Source organism: Enterococcus sp. AZ128, from assembly GCF_051714485.1.
In the GTDB taxonomy this organism is placed as follows: domain Bacteria; phylum Bacillota; class Bacilli; order Lactobacillales; family Enterococcaceae; genus Enterococcus_A.
Map to the genome: position 1 here is coordinate 2,384,434 of NZ_JBIORZ010000001.1, position 14,103 is coordinate 2,398,536.

Genomic DNA, 14,103 nt, shown 5'->3' on the forward strand with positions numbered 1-14,103 from the left:
TTCTGATAGTAAAAAGCTATACACGCGTGTTTTTCTCTAATTTTGCCATTTCTTCCAAAAATTCCTTGATACCGTCTTTTCCTGCCGCCATCGCTGCTTGATACATCGTTTCTAAATCGGACCCGATCATTCGTTGATTGAAGGCTTCGATGATCATTGGTAAGTTCACTCCCGAAATCAGCCGATAGCTGTGGTTCTTCAATTTGTTAAAACATAGCGCTGCTTGGTTATAGGGACTTGCTGAAAACAAATCGACTAGAACTAAGACACCGTCGCCTTGATCTAGCTGGCAAATTCCCGCCTGAATTTTTTCACTAAATTCAACGATATCATCCCCATGTTTTAACCCTAATGTTTGATACTGCTCTTGCTCCCCCATAATCAGACTTAAACTGTCCATAATCCCGGCTGCCATCTCACCATGAGTAACAATCAATATTCCTGTCACTGTCTCCACCTCGTCTTTTTCTTACCTGCAACTACCAATTGAAATGCATCACCGTTTTGTTCCAGCCTGGGTTCTTAACAAATTTCTCCATCACTTTTCTGAAATCCTCACCCGTTGAGATCTCAACAATTTGTTCCGGCAAGATTTTGCTCAAAGCAGCTCGATATTCCGGTTTTTCCATTCCGGCGACAACCGCTTCAAAATCATGCGTAGACGACCGGCTGCTGCCATGAGCAGTGATTCCCTTTTCCAAAATATCTCGCGTATCGATTGGAACTAATTCCTCTGTAACACCCATAAAAATAATATCCGCCAATGAATCAGCAATCTCGATTGCTTGATTTAACGCACTCTCGCTAAATTTTCCGCCGGTACATTCAATCAAAACGTCAAATTTTTCTTTTGAATGAGCAAAATCATACGTTAAGACATTCTCTGTTCGAGCAAAATCAAAATGGGCAAGCTTATCATCCGCCGCGCCAAAAACAACAAATCGTTCCGCATCTACACCGTACAAATATTTCAACATGACTGCGGTAAAGTACCCCACAGGACCATCCCCAAAAAGAGCTACTCGAGTTCCTGTCTTTTTCAATTTGTCCTCCACATGACTGATCGCATGATGAGAAACGGAAGACAATTCCGCCAACACAGCGATCTCATTTGGAATCTCGTCAGTAATCCGGACCAGACATTCTTCCGGATGGACCAAACGACTCTGTGCCATTCCATCATAGCCGCTGCCTAAAAAAGCATTTCCTTTTGAATAATTTCCAGGGACATCTGGTTTTTGATCGATCTCTGGATGTAAAATCTGTCCCGGTATATTAGGAACAACGACGACACGATCTCCGACTGAAAATTTTTCAGAACGCGTTTCCTTTACAACGCCGATCCCTTCATGCAATAAAGCCATCGGCAATTTTTTTGCTAACGCCTCTGGTCTGCGAAGGCCAGCAAAATATCTTAAATCCGCATGACAGATACTTGCATATGTTGGTTCCACCGCTACCCATTTTTCTGGAATTTCTCTCGTTTTATGAACTTCTTCAATTACCCCTGGTTCAACAAGACTGAATACTCTTGAATCAACCGATTGTTCCATCTTAATTCCTCCTCATTTACGAGCGCTCATTATTACTCTTTACTGCTCGTTTACGAGTATAGCATCGCGAAACTCATTTGTAAACGCTTTAGTTTTAAAATATCAATCACTTTCATTCTATTTCGCTAAATAGACCATCCTCACATAGAGATAAAAAAACAATTTTCTTTACAATTTATCTAATTCTTCCTCGTCATTTTTTGTTGAATTCGCCTATTATAAGTTTTACTAAAATATAAGCTCGAAAATACTCGTTAACGCTCGATATGCATCTGTATGTATTGACACTTCCGCTTATTTTCCCTAGACTGAAGGATGATAACGTCTTTTAAAAGTGATGAGTAATCATACATCCGCTTAGAAAGCGAGAGGGTGAAGTGACATGCTAACAGGAGAGCGAAGAATAAAATTATTAGAAGCAATTGAGAGTAAACAGTTTATTTCTGTATCCCAGCTATCTGAAATTTTTCAGGTCCATGAAACAACAATCCGAAGAGATCTAGACGAATTAGAGTCGCAGGGACTCGTTGTGAGAATTCACGGAGGGGTAGTTCCCGCCAGTATCAAACATGACGAACCAGTCTTCGAAGATCGCGCTACCGAAAATATGATCGAAAAAACACGGATCGGAAAATATGCAGCCAAATATATAAAGAGCGGTGAAGCAATCATTTTAGATTCTGGAACCACTACTTTAGAAATCGCAAAAACATTAAATGACATGCCCCATCTGCAAGACATCACGATTATTACTAATGACGTGAATATCGCTTCTGTTCTGCGCTCCAATCGGAACATCACGACCATTGTGACCGGAGGAACGCTTTTCCATGACAGCTTCATGCTGAATGGACAGATCGCCAACGAATCCTTGCAGCAGTTGAGTGTCGATAAGGCCTTTATCGCGACACCTGCTCTTAATGTCGAAAAAGGCCTGACCCATTTCAATGAATTGCTGATTGCTACTAAAAAAAATATGATCGATGCGGCAGCAAAAAAAATCGTCGTTACCGATCATACAAAAATCGGACGACGCGCATTATATACTTTCCTGCCAATTGATCAGATTGATCTGCTGATTACTGATAATCAGACAGACAAAAAGCTGATTGATGAAATGTATCGAAATGGCATAATCGGTATCGAGAGTGTCTAACTTACTTCTGCAAAAGAATAGTACACAAAAAAAGCAAAGAGCGGCGGGTCTTCCCAACTCTTTGCTTTTTGACTATTCTAAATAATTTAAGCTTTTCTTTTTCTCACTAAAACCATCAAAGTAGAAACAACAATCACTGTTCCTACTATCGTCAACACGTTTGCTGCCAGATTATTTTCACCTGTCTTAGGCAAATTCTTTTGACTCGTTGAACTTCCTCTTGTATCGATCGAACTTCTGCCGTAAGAAGTCGAACTGCTTGAGCGATTAGCTGACGTGACCACTTTTTGATACACATAAGTAACTGCTTGATCCTTTTCAGCGAACTGACCCTTACCATTATCTGGCAATTTCTCTTCATCCAATTGATAGTTGTCAATTTTAGCCAATTTATACTCCGCAGTGGTTGCATCGTATGCATCGCCGACTTCGCCAGTCAATGTTTTGGCATCCCGGATTTCTTTGCCAGCCTCGTCAACATATTTCACCGTTACTTGGCTCGTTACTGTGGCAGCCGCCTTTTTATAATGATAAACGACGGTTTGATCGGTTGCAGCAAGTGTTCCTTTGCCATTCGTCGGCAGTTTGCTTTCATCTAAAACATACCCATCGATCTTAGCTAATTTATATTCTGCTGTTGTCGCGTCGTACTCATCATTTACTTCACCGCCGATTACTTTCGCAGCACGGATTTCTTTACCACCCTCGTCAACATAACTCACTGTTACTTTACTTGTTACTGGTACTGCTTTTTTCTTATAAGAGTAAACGACGGTTTTGGCTGTGTCGTCTAGACTGCCCTTAGCGTTTGCCGGCAGCTTACTTTTATCTAAAACATAATCATTGATTGTGTCCAATTTGTATTTGGCAGTCGTTGCGTCATAACTATCTCCGACCTTACCGCTAATTATTTCAGACGTTTGAATCTCTTGATTGCTTTCATCCACATACTGAACAGTTACATCAGCCGCAGCACGTTTTTTATAACGCTGAATTGTCAAATTAATTGCAACATTTCTTCTTGAAAGACTTCCCAACAATTTTTCCAGTTCAATGTTTTTTTAGGACGCATATTTATCTTGCGTAATGCTTCCTGTTTCTCCGTAGGGGTTACCTTTGAAAAATCAGTTCCCTTAGGGAAGAATTCTCTAAATAAACCATTCCCATTTTCGTTAGATCCGCGTTGCCATGGGGAGTATGGATCACAAAAATACATAGGTACGTCTAAATCTTTCTCAATTTCTTTCCAGCAAGAAAACTCTTTCCCACGGTCGACCGTAAAGCTTAAAAATGCCTTGTGACTCCCTAGGTCTTGCACAAAAGCTTTAATCGCTTGTGCCATTGACTTCGCGGTACGATCCCTCATTGAGATCGCCCAATAAAAGCGTGTTTTCCGTTCAATAAACGTTGCTTCGCAGGCTTTACTTTCCCCTCTGCTAGAAACAACTGTGTCCAACTCCCAATGTCCAAATTCTTCTCGAGTTGACACAGAAGCTGGGCGTTCATCAATGGTATGCCCTACAGTCATTTTGCCTCGTGCCTCTTCTTGTTTTTCTTGTCTTCTGCCTTTATGTCTCAGACACTGTTTAGACACATTAAGAATACCGGCATAGAGCCAATTGTAAATGGTTTTGAATGAAACTATTTGACGATCATTCGCAATTTGTTCAGGGGACCAGCTGTCTTCAAGATCACATTCAATCTGATAAGCGAATTCAGAAGTCCATTTGGACTTCGCACCACAGGCACTGCGCTTCATTTCCGCATCTAATTGCGCATTGTCGGCATTATAGATCAAATCTTCGGGTACTCGTTTCAACTCACGATCAATCGTTGTTCGGCTAACACCAATTCTGTCCGCTATTTCTTGAATACTCTTGGCATCATAAATCATCGTCTCTATACATTTTCGATTATCTCGTGTAAGCTTTTTGTGTGAACCCATCAAAATCACTCCTAGTAGTTTGTTATCCTAAACTCATTTTACTAGAAATTTTTGATGGGTTCTTTGTTGCGATTAATATTACAATTCAGCATAACGATAAACCACTTCTTGTGCTTGTCCGCTAAGTTTACCAGCAGTATTACTTGGCAATTTTGCCGTGTCTAACTCATAACCGTCAATCGTATCAAATTTATACTCTGAAGTGGCTGCATTATAATCATTGCCCACAAACCCGCCAATTGTTTTAGCGGTAAGGACTTCTTGATCATCTTCATTTAAATATTTGACTGTCACATCCTGTGCGACTGTGGCCCGTACGACTGGAATTCTGACAGTCAATAAATAAGTCTCGTATGCTATTGAACGTATCGGTGTTTGTGCATATTCAAACTGGATGTAAGAAACATCAGCAGGTATTTGACTAAACGAAATACCTTCATCTGTTAATTCCCATGAATCAGACGCAACACTAACCGTATTCATGTCTTTATCATAGAAAGTTGCACGAAGTGGATTATTAATATAGACCTTTTTCGAAAGCAGTGGTGAACCATCTACTGCTTTGACAACATCTTGTGAATACGTAATTTTCCCTTCTTGTCCCTCAATAATCGTCAATTGAGGAAGTTCTAAAGGGGTTAAGTAGTTGTAATTAGAACTACTGAAAACACCATTCCTTGTATCAGTATTGATACCTAATGATGAGAAATCCGTCATATCTGATGAGAAGATGCCCAGATAGTCCGTTGGGTTTAAACGGTTAATATCTGCTGAAACAGTTGATAAATCCGCTGCTGAAACACCTTCAATGTATCTTCTTCCGATCGTTAAATCCTTTAATCTGCCATTGACTTTAATATGTGGTAAGACATCAGGACACGCCACTACGGAACCACCGACTGCTACTCGAATATCAGGGACATTCGTTGCTACGATTGTACTACTATCAAAATTCACGAACTCCCCTGCATACTCAAGACCCGTGAAATCTACCACAGTTCCCACAGGAATCCCCAGTGAGTACAAAGTAAAGTTTAGACCATTCAAGCTCGCCACTAGTTCTTTGGTAATGTCTTCCGGATTCACCTTACTCGTATTCGTGCTAAGATAGGTCGCTATAGCATTCCTCAAATTAGCATCTGGCATCCACGTTTCAACCGCTGCCGCTTTTGATGTTGGCATGCTCGCTTTTTCTTTTGAAGACTTGGTTCCCGCTGAACTATTTTCAGTAGTACCTGTTGTACTTGTCTTAACTGAGGAATTCGTGGTCTGAATAGTATCTTCTATATTTGATGTTGTCGTACTTTCCTCTGCTAAAACATGAACAGGAAGTGCGCTAATCAATACGGTTCCTGCAGCAACTACAGATAACCAACGATTTGCTTTTTTGATTTTTACGAATTTATTCACTTTTTTCCTCCCAATAGAAACATTTTAAAACTTAGTATTTATTATAACATTATTTCATCGATTTTCTCGTGTTAATTCACTTAAAATAATTCAATTATATTATAATTATGTTTTTATAGTGATTTTTATGCGTTTTATAGATTGATTTAATACAAAAAAAGCAAAGAATAAGGAAATTCCCTAATTTCTTTGCTTTACTTATTTAAATCCTCTTTGAACGAACAGAAAAAAGTAACTCCGATACACATGCAATGGGATTTTGGAATAGCTATTCTGAATCCCATACTCTATCTTGAATGATTCCCGCAGCTTTTAGAAACATGCAGGTAACTACGGGACCAACAAAGGTAAACCCGCGCTTTTTCATATCTTTAGCAATCACTGTAGCCTCTGGCAATGTGTTGGGAACTTCCTCCGCCAACTCATACTCACGAATGACAGGTACGCCACCCACAAAATCCCAAAGATAATCAGCAAAGCTATCATAATCTTCTAAAAGCATAACGATTGCTCGCGCATTTTGTACCACCGCTTTGATTTTTCGCGGGTTGCGAATCATTTCAGGGTCTTTCGCGATCTGTTCGATATCTTCTGGAAAAAAAGCCGCTACCTTGCGAAAATCCATTCCGCAAAAATTTCTTTCAAAGGCTTCCCGCTTACTAGCTGCCGCCTGCCAACTTAACCCTGCTTGAAACACGCCCACTGTCAGTAGCAAAAACAGCATCTGATCATCACGCGTCGTTTTTCCCCACTGGTCGCTGTACCATTGAGATTTTTTCATCGTTGCCGCACCACCTTTTATCTATCGTTCCCATCATAACAAAAAAGAGCTGACCTTTCAGCCAGCTCTCATCTTAAACCGCTTTATGACAAACCGCTTCGATATTATAGCCATCTGGATCGAAAATAAACGTGCCATAATAATTCTCGTGATAATGAGGACGCACCCCTGGGGCACCATTATCAACACCGCCAGCGTTTATCGCTGCTTCGTAAAACTGATCGACCGTTGCTCGATCCTGCGCACTAAACGCCAAATGAATCTTACTTGGGTCACTTTTTACGATCCAAAGATCTCCGCCATCCCCGCCAAAGCAAACACCATGATCCATCTCAATTTTTACTCGATAGCCTAATGGTCTTAGTGCTTCCTCATAAAACGCCTTACTTTTCGCTAAATCAGATACACCAATACTCAAATGATCAATCATCAACTGCACCGTCCTTTTCATTAAATTAGTTTTAGTATAGCTGAAAAAAAGAGGGCATCAAAGTGGTTTCCAGTAGATTACTATGAATGTTCCCTTATCTCTCCCAAAGTCGTCTATGTTCGTATTTGTGTCTCATCGAATAAATCAGAATTGCATCTGAAAGTTCTTTTTATGAAGTCACGTCTTGTTCTCCCTTTTTTGACAATCAGATCTTTCCTTTTCTCAAAGCTTTTCTGTCTTCATTCGCTTAGAAATTTAAGGGAAAAATAACTGCCCAGAATTTGAATGAATCATAATATTTTTGGTGTTTATGATTGAAAAACGAACATTCAAAGAATCTCAATGACGTTTCTTAAGGGAAATCACTTGATAGAAAAGCGATTTCTCAAAAAACGATCAATATTCACCATTAATTGACGAATTTTCAAAGTCAATAAGTGATTTTCATTAAGAATTAGCAAATTTCGCTATGCTAAAATAAACTTATAAATAACCTTAGTTCTATTTAAAATCATTTTTGTTCGGAATACTGAATTTCCATAGAAAGGCGTGAAACTTATGTTTAGAGAACTGTTCTTGACGAATCAGCAGCGGAAAAAGATCCAGTTTTTCAAGCTGATGGAAGATTATCCTGAAGGCGAATACTCTGTCCACACGCTCAGCCACAAGTTCGACTACAACTATCAGCCTTTTTTGCAAATGCTGCGAGAACTCAATGACTCTCTTATCGAACTTAAGGAAGCGCCGCTATTTATCGAGACTTCAAAAATCTATTGGAAAAGCGATCCTAGCCGTTCGAATCGCTTTTTGATCTCACAAGTCAAGAACTCTGTTCCCTATCAATTTATCTTTACTTCCCTATTCCATCCCGAAAAAAGCCTATCAGATTTCAGCAAAGAAATTTTTGTCAGCGAATCAACGATTTTACGCAGAATGCATCCATTGATCGATTATCTAGCGGAATGCAATCTTCACCTTAATTTTTCAAAGATGGAATTAACTGGGCACGAGGCCGTGATTCGTTTATTCTATATCAAAGCCTTTTGGTCTGCTTCATTAGGTGAAGACTTAGTAAAATGCACACTCGATTTTACCGCCGAAGACAATCTGCTCAGAGATCTCTTGTCTGTCTTCCCTTTGCATGTTCATCCTAAATTGATTCGTTTGATGCTGTGTATCTGTCGTTTGCGAAATGATCAGAAGAAGTATTTGAATGAAGCGCCTTTCGATGACCTATTATTTTCCCAGACGACACCGCTGCTGGAAGTCTACCTTTCCAATATCTTAGAATCGCCGATCCAAATCAGGAGGAATGTTGAATTTTTCAATTATTTGTTCTACTACTACCCTTATTGCGTTAAAAAGGACCCGCACAAAATCAATCCTTTAACACTTTATTACGCGAAAAACGTCGAGGAACGCGATCCCTTGTGCTTAGCTATCGATAGTTTTCATCGCTATTGTTCAAAGGATTTGTTGCGGAATATTTTAGGAGAGCAAGAAGAAAAAATTTTGCTGAACAACATTGCCCGGACCTTTTTAGGCTACTCGATTCAAAAGAAAAAAATTCCGCTGCTTTTTGAGACCGGAAACAAAGAAAAATTTTTGCAATCAGAGTTATACCGTGAGCTCTATCCAGATGTAAAAAAGGCGATCAGAAAATTAAGCCGCCGCAGAAAGCTAGAGTGGTTAGCCACTGTTATTGATTCCTTGTCTAAAACACTCTGTCTGAATCTGCTGCCGTTCTTTATCGTAAACGATCAAAAAATTCGTATCGGTCTCTTATCGATTCTGAACTATCTATATCTGCAGCACATTATCAAATTTTTGCAAAGCCTGAATTTTATTGAGATTGTTTTTCAACCGCAATCGGGGGATAAAATCGATCTATTTATTACTACCTTTGAAGAATTGCTTCCTTCGCAAAGTAGTTCCTATTACTTGCTGAATATTTTAAATACGAATTTTGAAACAGAGCTCTTGCCAATTTTATTATCCCTGCAAAACAAGAAAAAATTCGCATAAAAAAACGTCTGGCCCAATCTTCATCAGGTCCAGACGACTTTTTAGATATTCGCTTGTAAATCTTCGTAGAACGCTGCTTTCGTAGCAGAGACATACGGCGCTACCCATAAGTAGGCTATTCCGAAGGTCAATCCAGTCAAGATGTACCAGCCGATAAATGTGATGTCCAGCCAGAACAAACGTCCCTTATGACCAGCCATTAAACGACGGCTCGCCGTGATCGTATCCAAGACTTTCGGTTTTTCACCTGTTTGCTGGATTTGATCATAATAGATGAAATAGCTTTGAGAGTAAGCATACGCCTTTACGATTCCAGGAATGACAAACAGCAATGTCCACAAAGTAGTAAAGATATTAGTAAATAATGCTAATAGAACGACACCGCCTAAAAATACGCCTTGAAATCCGCGAAACGCATCTTTCAACGGTTCGATATGTGTCCGTTCGCCTCTTATCAAATCTAAATAGGTCCAAGAAATCCCGCTCATAAATAATGCGCTGATGATCGAAGAAACCAAACTTGTTCCTCCGCCGCTGGCATTCGTTTGCTGGTACTCTGAAACGGAAGAAATCATGCCGTCACCTGATCCATGGATAAAGAACCAGATTACACCAGATAATACGACAAAGAACATTACAGCTACCGTTAATAACGTTGGGATCAAATTCAAAATAACCGCTTGTCCCCACTTCCCTCTCAGTGCACTCTTCGCTTCTGCCTTTAATTCAGCAGTTGTTTTCATAACCAAAAACCCCCTTTCTATTAAATAGTTTAATATATAGTACCTTTTTTCGAAAGTCTTTTAAATAAACTTGCTTTGTCATTTACGCTATCGGATGCAGCATTTCCCAAAAATCAGATAGCAGTTGTGATTGATAACGGCTTTTTCGGGCTAAAACAGTAATGTCATTCGTTAATTGCCATTCATCAATCTTGATTTCTTTTAATCTGCCTTGTAAGATTTCTTCCTTAACCAGCCGATAAGGTAGAACGGACAAGCCAAATCCTGCCTTAACCCCCGAAACCAAAGCCTGTGAGTCAATACTCTCCCACATTGGAAAAACTTTGAACCCTTTTAAAACAGCAACTGATTCAAAAGCTTCACGAACGGCGCTTCCACGTTCCCGCAGCAAAAGCGGACGTTGCAACAGTTCAGTCAGGCTGAGTGTTGCATCCGCTGCATCAGAGGCGGCCACCACACACAAACGATAATCGGCAATTCGTTTTGCTTTGAAAGACGGCTGCAGGACATGCCCCTCAATAAAGGCTATATCCACCTCGCCAGTTGCTAAACGGTTAAGGGAATCCGATGCTGGAAAGACTTGGACATTAAAGCTCGCCTCTGGATAGCTCTCAGTAAATCGCCGCAGCAATTGCGGCAATTCAGTTTGCGCATAAGTGATACAGGAGGCAATTTTTATAGGTGGCTGCTTTTCTAAATTGGGTAAATGCGCTTCTACCATTTCAAATTCTTCGATAATCGGTTGGATCTCACGTAAAAATAATTCCCCGGCAGGAGTCAATTTCACACTGCGGTGAAGCCGCTCAAAAAATTGTGTGCCCGCTTCCTCCTCTAGATCTTTGATCGCATGCGAAACAGCCGATTGGGTGAGATACAAATTATTCGCTGCCTTCGTAAAATTAGTTGTTTTCGCGATTTCACGAAAAATAATGCATTGCTTAAAATTCATCGTTTCCTCTTTCCCATGAATTAAATTCATGTATACATGCTTATATTATCATTTCACACATAGCAAACCAATCTTTATACTAGAGAGAGAACAAACAGAAAGGTTGGTTTCATGACAAAATTGAAATTTTATTCTTGGTTAGCAGGAGTAAATTTATTTATCAGTACGTTTACTTTCGGCGGCGGTTACGTCGTTGTTCCGATGATTCGCAAATATTATGTAGAAAAGAGAGCCTTATTTACAAATGATGAATTAATGGAGATGGCGGCGGTCGCTCAATCCTCACCCGGTGCTATTGCTATTAACCTAAGTGTCCTCGCCGGAAAAAAAGTCGCAGGCATGCTTGGCGTACTTATCAGTGTCATTTGTTCGATCCTTCCGCCTTTAGTAATCTTGGGATTGATCTCTAATTGGTATGCGGCCTTTGCCGCAAATCAAACGATCATGGCGGTTTTAAAAGGAATGCAAGCTTGTGTAACGGCCTTGATCATCGACATTGTCATCGATATGTATCAGCTGATCCGCCAAGAACATTCTAAATTACTAAACGCGCTGGTTCCTTTTGCCTTTATTACAAATATCTTTTTCAATCTGAATGTTATCTATATTTTGGTGCTCAGTGTCGGACTGTGTCTCATTCATACGTATTACCAGCAAACGAAGGAGGCTTAACGATGCACTTATTTTGGACGTTTCTGAAGATCGGCTTATTCAGCATCGGCGGCGGTTACGCCATCATTCCTTTGATCCAAGAGCAGGTGGTTCATCAGCAAGCTTGGTTAAGCGAGAAGGTTTTTACTGATATCATTACGATTTCTCAGATGACTCCCGGACCCTTAGCGGTCAACACCTCAACATTCGTAGGTATGCAAATAAATGGTGTCGTCGGTGCAATCGTAGCCACCATCGGTTGTATTTTAGGCGGTTGTGTCATTTCAATCAGCTTATATCAGTTTTTCCAAAAGCATCAAGAATCGCGCTATGTCGCTACAGCCCTGAAAAGCCTCAAAGCAGCTTCTGTGGGTTTAATCATGTCAGCTGGGTTTACCATTCTGATGCTGACCTTTTTTGAGTCATCTGATTTCTCCTATAGACTACTCTCGCAATTTGACTGGCAAGCCGCTATATTGTTCGCTGTCGCTTTAATTCTCTTGCGAAAATTTAAACCCAATCCGATCTTGCTGATGTGTTTAGCGGGACTCGTCGGTTTCTTTTTATACTAAATTAAAGAGGTTGTGACAGAAGTGGGCAGCTTCAAGAAATTTCGGCTTATTTTCAAATGCTCGTTCTGCTTAGTGAAACTTAACAGTAACTGTATGCGTAGCTTGCAAAGAAGAAGATACTGCTGACAGACCGTTTATTCGGAAAAGGAGCTGTGACAAAATTTTTGTCACAGCTCCTTTAACTAATTAAACTGAGAAACAAGCTTTTCCTGCTCACGTTCCTGTTCATAATATTCCAATGCTGTATTCGTTAACAAGTAGCCTTCTCCCCATGAGGTTTGAACTGTTTCTCCGACTACACCATCTTTTTTGAAAGCAATCCTTAATTTCTTGATGAGGATCGAAAGCTGGGCTAACCGAGACTTCGTGGCACCATCCTCCCACAGATATTCACATAGGTCTTCTCGTGAGATGACCTTGCCATTCGCTTGATACAGCTGTTCTAATGCCCGTCGTTCCAGCTTCGATAAGGAAAGCGAACCCGTCGAATGTATCTCTGATTCTTCACCGATTCTATTTCCAACAAGGGAAAGAATCACTTCCTGCGATACTGGGCGTTTTTCCCATTGGCAAAGAGTTTCGCGTAATTCTTCAAGAGTTGAATCTTCACTGATCCAGCCATTGATGCCGTCAAGTTGCCTTTCCGGTTCCTTTTCAAGCTTTCGCAAAATGATTTTTGACTCAGGCAATGTAGCCAAGATGCGCATCATCTCATTTTCAGAGATCGTCTCGCTAAGAATGATATAGTCGAAATAATGGATCATCGGCAATTTCTTAGTCTGCTGTGTCATTAAATAAAACATATTTGAACAACAAAATACTTCGTAGTTTAATCGCTGCAATTTAGCTTGGAGTTCTTGCTCCACTAAAATGTTCTTCGTTAAAAGTAATATAGATATCATTTTTTCACCTCTTCTATGGTGTCGCTCTTTTTAGGATCATTCATTCATGATCTCTTTTTTTAAATTTTTTCTTTAGCTGTTTGTTCATTTGTTCTGTCATTTTCACACTAACACTGAATAAAATCGTTTTTCCGACAAAAAAGCCGATTATCATGACGGTAAAAGCCAATCCCATGACCATTGGCGGAACATTCCAAACAAAAAGCTGACTGCAAACGATAAATGATGTGAAAACAATAAAGAGATAAGCCACTTGGATCCAGAATATTCCCAAAAGGTCCACTAAAGGATCAATATAGAAAATGGCGCATCCGGCACCTACCACCAATGAAAAAATCAAGATGGAAAAGACACTTTCATTCGTCAAATTTGCACCAGTAAAAAGCGCAAAAACGATGCTCAAGGTAAATATGAACGTAAATATAATGGTTAATTCTCTAACAACAACCCATCTATTCATACTCACTCCTCCATCCCTAATTGACTTTTTAAGTTCCGAACGTAGTTCCTTGAGATAGAAATCTTTTCACCGTTCTTCAACTTGACAATCAGCCGGCCATTAAATGTCGGACTGATTAATTCAATCTTCTCAATATTAAGAATAACTGATTTAGAGACTCGAATATACTGTGTGTCCTTATATTTTTCTTCTAACTGGTAGAGTTTTTCTTTGATTTCAAAGACTTCATTTTTAGTGTACAAAAAAACCTTTTTCTCTACAGCCTCAAAATAATAAACATCCTTTAATCTTACTTTATGCAGCTGCTCATCCTTATTCACCCACAAAAAAGCATTTTTAACTTGCAAAGAATTAACCAATCGTAGCAAATCATCATCTAACGATTTTACTTTTAGGATAAGTTCTTCCTCTCCTTCGTCAATGATATCTACTTTAATTTTGATAGAAAAAACCTCCCAACCTTACCAGATTATTATACATAAAAAATAAATATTATGTGTTTAATTATTAATGTTATTTATTTTAT

At 39.6% G+C, this 14,103-nt stretch carries 16 protein-coding genes; 4 read left to right on the forward strand and 12 right to left on the reverse strand.

Going from position 1 to position 14,103, the window contains the following annotated elements:
* Window positions 1–16 precede the first annotated feature (16 nt).
* Together IGI38_RS11625 and IGI38_RS11630 are read right to left on the reverse strand one after the other, a co-directional pair.
* On the reverse strand, window positions 17–448 hold the full coding sequence (locus tag IGI38_RS11625) for a PTS sugar transporter subunit IIA (protein WP_438730177.1): 432 nt from the start codon (window positions 446–448) through the stop codon (window positions 17–19).
* Between the two features lie 31 nt (window positions 449–479).
* A complete protein-coding gene (locus IGI38_RS11630) occupies window positions 480–1,553 on the reverse strand; it encodes an alcohol dehydrogenase catalytic domain-containing protein (protein WP_438730180.1) in 1,074 nt (357 codons plus the stop codon).
* A gap of 382 nt (window positions 1,554–1,935) precedes the next feature.
* Between IGI38_RS11630 and IGI38_RS11635 the strand changes: the two genes are divergently transcribed.
* The gene (locus IGI38_RS11635; RefSeq protein ID WP_438730182.1) at window positions 1,936–2,709 is read left to right on the forward strand and encodes a DeoR/GlpR family DNA-binding transcription regulator; all 774 of its coding nucleotides are present in this window, start codon (window positions 1,936–1,938) and stop codon (window positions 2,707–2,709) included.
* Between the two features lie 86 nt (window positions 2,710–2,795).
* Here IGI38_RS11635 and IGI38_RS11640 read toward each other — a convergent pair whose 3' ends face one another.
* From IGI38_RS11640 to IGI38_RS11660, 5 genes are all read right to left on the reverse strand, one after another.
* The gene (locus tag IGI38_RS11640) at window positions 2,796–3,710 is read right to left on the reverse strand and encodes a MucBP domain-containing protein (protein WP_438730184.1); all 915 of its coding nucleotides are present in this window, start codon (window positions 3,708–3,710) and stop codon (window positions 2,796–2,798) included.
* The gene (locus tag IGI38_RS11645; RefSeq protein WP_438728510.1) at window positions 3,707–4,654 is read right to left on the reverse strand and encodes an IS30 family transposase; all 948 of its coding nucleotides are present in this window, start codon (window positions 4,652–4,654) and stop codon (window positions 3,707–3,709) included. The genes IGI38_RS11640 and IGI38_RS11645 overlap by 4 nt, the downstream gene beginning before the upstream one ends.
* 78 nt (window positions 4,655–4,732) lie before the next feature.
* Complete coding sequence (locus IGI38_RS11650; protein ID WP_438730186.1) at window positions 4,733–6,064, reverse strand: MucBP domain-containing protein; 1,332 nt, start codon at window positions 6,062–6,064, stop codon at window positions 4,733–4,735.
* Window positions 6,065–6,332: 268 nt separating this feature from the next.
* Window positions 6,333–6,845, reverse strand: a complete 513-nt coding sequence (locus IGI38_RS11655) for a DNA-3-methyladenine glycosylase I (RefSeq protein ID WP_438730189.1) — start codon at window positions 6,843–6,845, stop codon at window positions 6,333–6,335.
* A gap of 73 nt (window positions 6,846–6,918) precedes the next feature.
* Entirely contained in the window at window positions 6,919–7,275 is a 357-nt protein-coding gene (locus IGI38_RS11660; RefSeq protein ID WP_438730192.1) for a VOC family protein, read from the reverse strand.
* A gap of 558 nt (window positions 7,276–7,833) precedes the next feature.
* On the opposite strand from IGI38_RS11660, the gene IGI38_RS11665 reads away from it, so the two are divergent.
* Window positions 7,834–9,300 carry a helix-turn-helix domain-containing protein gene (locus IGI38_RS11665; protein WP_438730412.1) on the forward strand — a complete coding sequence of 489 codons (1,467 nt, stop codon included), beginning with the start codon at window positions 7,834–7,836 and terminating at the stop codon, window positions 9,298–9,300.
* Between the two features lie 41 nt (window positions 9,301–9,341).
* Here the strand turns inward: IGI38_RS11665 and IGI38_RS11670 are convergent, their stop codons facing one another.
* Together IGI38_RS11670 and IGI38_RS11675 are read right to left on the reverse strand one after the other, a co-directional pair.
* The gene (locus tag IGI38_RS11670) at window positions 9,342–10,043 is read right to left on the reverse strand and encodes a DUF975 family protein (protein ID WP_438730195.1); all 702 of its coding nucleotides are present in this window, start codon (window positions 10,041–10,043) and stop codon (window positions 9,342–9,344) included.
* An 82-nt stretch (window positions 10,044–10,125) separates the two neighbouring features.
* Window positions 10,126–10,992 (reverse strand): LysR family transcriptional regulator, encoded by an 867-nt coding sequence (locus IGI38_RS11675; protein ID WP_438730198.1) that lies wholly within the window; start codon window positions 10,990–10,992, stop codon window positions 10,126–10,128.
* Window positions 10,993–11,103: 111 nt separating this feature from the next.
* Here IGI38_RS11675 and IGI38_RS11680 point away from each other — a divergent pair, with 111 nt between their 5' ends.
* Together IGI38_RS11680 and IGI38_RS11685 are read left to right on the forward strand one after the other, a co-directional pair.
* Window positions 11,104–11,664 (forward strand): chromate transporter, encoded by a 561-nt coding sequence (locus IGI38_RS11680; RefSeq protein ID WP_438730201.1) that lies wholly within the window; start codon window positions 11,104–11,106, stop codon window positions 11,662–11,664.
* Between the two features lie 2 nt (window positions 11,665–11,666).
* Window positions 11,667–12,215, forward strand: coding sequence for a chromate transporter (locus tag IGI38_RS11685; protein WP_438730204.1), 549 nt, complete (start codon window positions 11,667–11,669; stop codon window positions 12,213–12,215).
* A gap of 182 nt (window positions 12,216–12,397) precedes the next feature.
* Here the strand turns inward: IGI38_RS11685 and IGI38_RS11690 are convergent, their stop codons facing one another.
* Genes IGI38_RS11690 through IGI38_RS11700 form a run of 3 tightly spaced genes read right to left on the reverse strand, consistent with a single transcriptional unit; the run spans window position 12,398 to window position 13,945 of the window.
* Complete coding sequence (locus tag IGI38_RS11690; protein WP_438730207.1) at window positions 12,398–13,117, reverse strand: winged helix-turn-helix domain-containing protein; 720 nt, start codon at window positions 13,115–13,117, stop codon at window positions 12,398–12,400.
* A 40-nt stretch (window positions 13,118–13,157) separates the two neighbouring features.
* On the reverse strand, window positions 13,158–13,577 hold the full coding sequence (locus IGI38_RS11695; protein WP_438730209.1) for a hypothetical protein: 420 nt from the start codon (window positions 13,575–13,577) through the stop codon (window positions 13,158–13,160).
* A gap of 2 nt (window positions 13,578–13,579) precedes the next feature.
* A complete protein-coding gene (locus IGI38_RS11700) occupies window positions 13,580–13,945 on the reverse strand; it encodes a LytTR family DNA-binding domain-containing protein (RefSeq protein ID WP_438730212.1) in 366 nt (121 codons plus the stop codon).
* Window positions 13,946–14,103 lie beyond the last annotated feature (158 nt).

What these genes read in the sequence shown, in the direction of transcription:
- IGI38_RS11630 (WP_438730180.1), bottom strand. Translation starts at nt 1,553, where the DNA reads ATGGAACAATCGGTTGATTCAAGAGTATTCAGTCTTGTTGAACCAGGG.
- IGI38_RS11635 (WP_438730182.1), top strand. Translation starts at nt 1,936, where the DNA reads ATGCTAACAGGAGAGCGAAGAATAAAATTATTAGAAGCAATTGAGAGT.
- IGI38_RS11645 (WP_438728510.1), bottom strand. Translation starts at nt 4,654, where the DNA reads ATGGGTTCACACAAAAAGCTTACACGAGATAATCGAAAATGTATAGAG.
- IGI38_RS11655 (WP_438730189.1), bottom strand. Translation starts at nt 6,845, where the DNA reads ATGAAAAAATCTCAATGGTACAGCGACCAGTGGGGAAAAACGACGCGT.
- IGI38_RS11660 (WP_438730192.1), bottom strand. Translation starts at nt 7,275, where the DNA reads ATGATTGATCATTTGAGTATTGGTGTATCTGATTTAGCGAAAAGTAAG.
- IGI38_RS11665 (WP_438730412.1), top strand. Translation starts at nt 7,834, where the DNA reads ATGTTTAGAGAACTGTTCTTGACGAATCAGCAGCGGAAAAAGATCCAG.
- IGI38_RS11670 (WP_438730195.1), bottom strand. Translation starts at nt 10,043, where the DNA reads ATGAAAACAACTGCTGAATTAAAGGCAGAAGCGAAGAGTGCACTGAGA.
- IGI38_RS11675 (WP_438730198.1), bottom strand. Translation starts at nt 10,992, where the DNA reads ATGAATTTTAAGCAATGCATTATTTTTCGTGAAATCGCGAAAACAACT.
- IGI38_RS11680 (WP_438730201.1), top strand. Translation starts at nt 11,104, where the DNA reads ATGACAAAATTGAAATTTTATTCTTGGTTAGCAGGAGTAAATTTATTT.
- IGI38_RS11685 (WP_438730204.1), top strand. Translation starts at nt 11,667, where the DNA reads ATGCACTTATTTTGGACGTTTCTGAAGATCGGCTTATTCAGCATCGGC.
- IGI38_RS11690 (WP_438730207.1), bottom strand. Translation starts at nt 13,117, where the DNA reads ATGATATCTATATTACTTTTAACGAAGAACATTTTAGTGGAGCAAGAA.
- IGI38_RS11695 (WP_438730209.1), bottom strand. Translation starts at nt 13,577, where the DNA reads ATGAATAGATGGGTTGTTGTTAGAGAATTAACCATTATATTTACGTTC.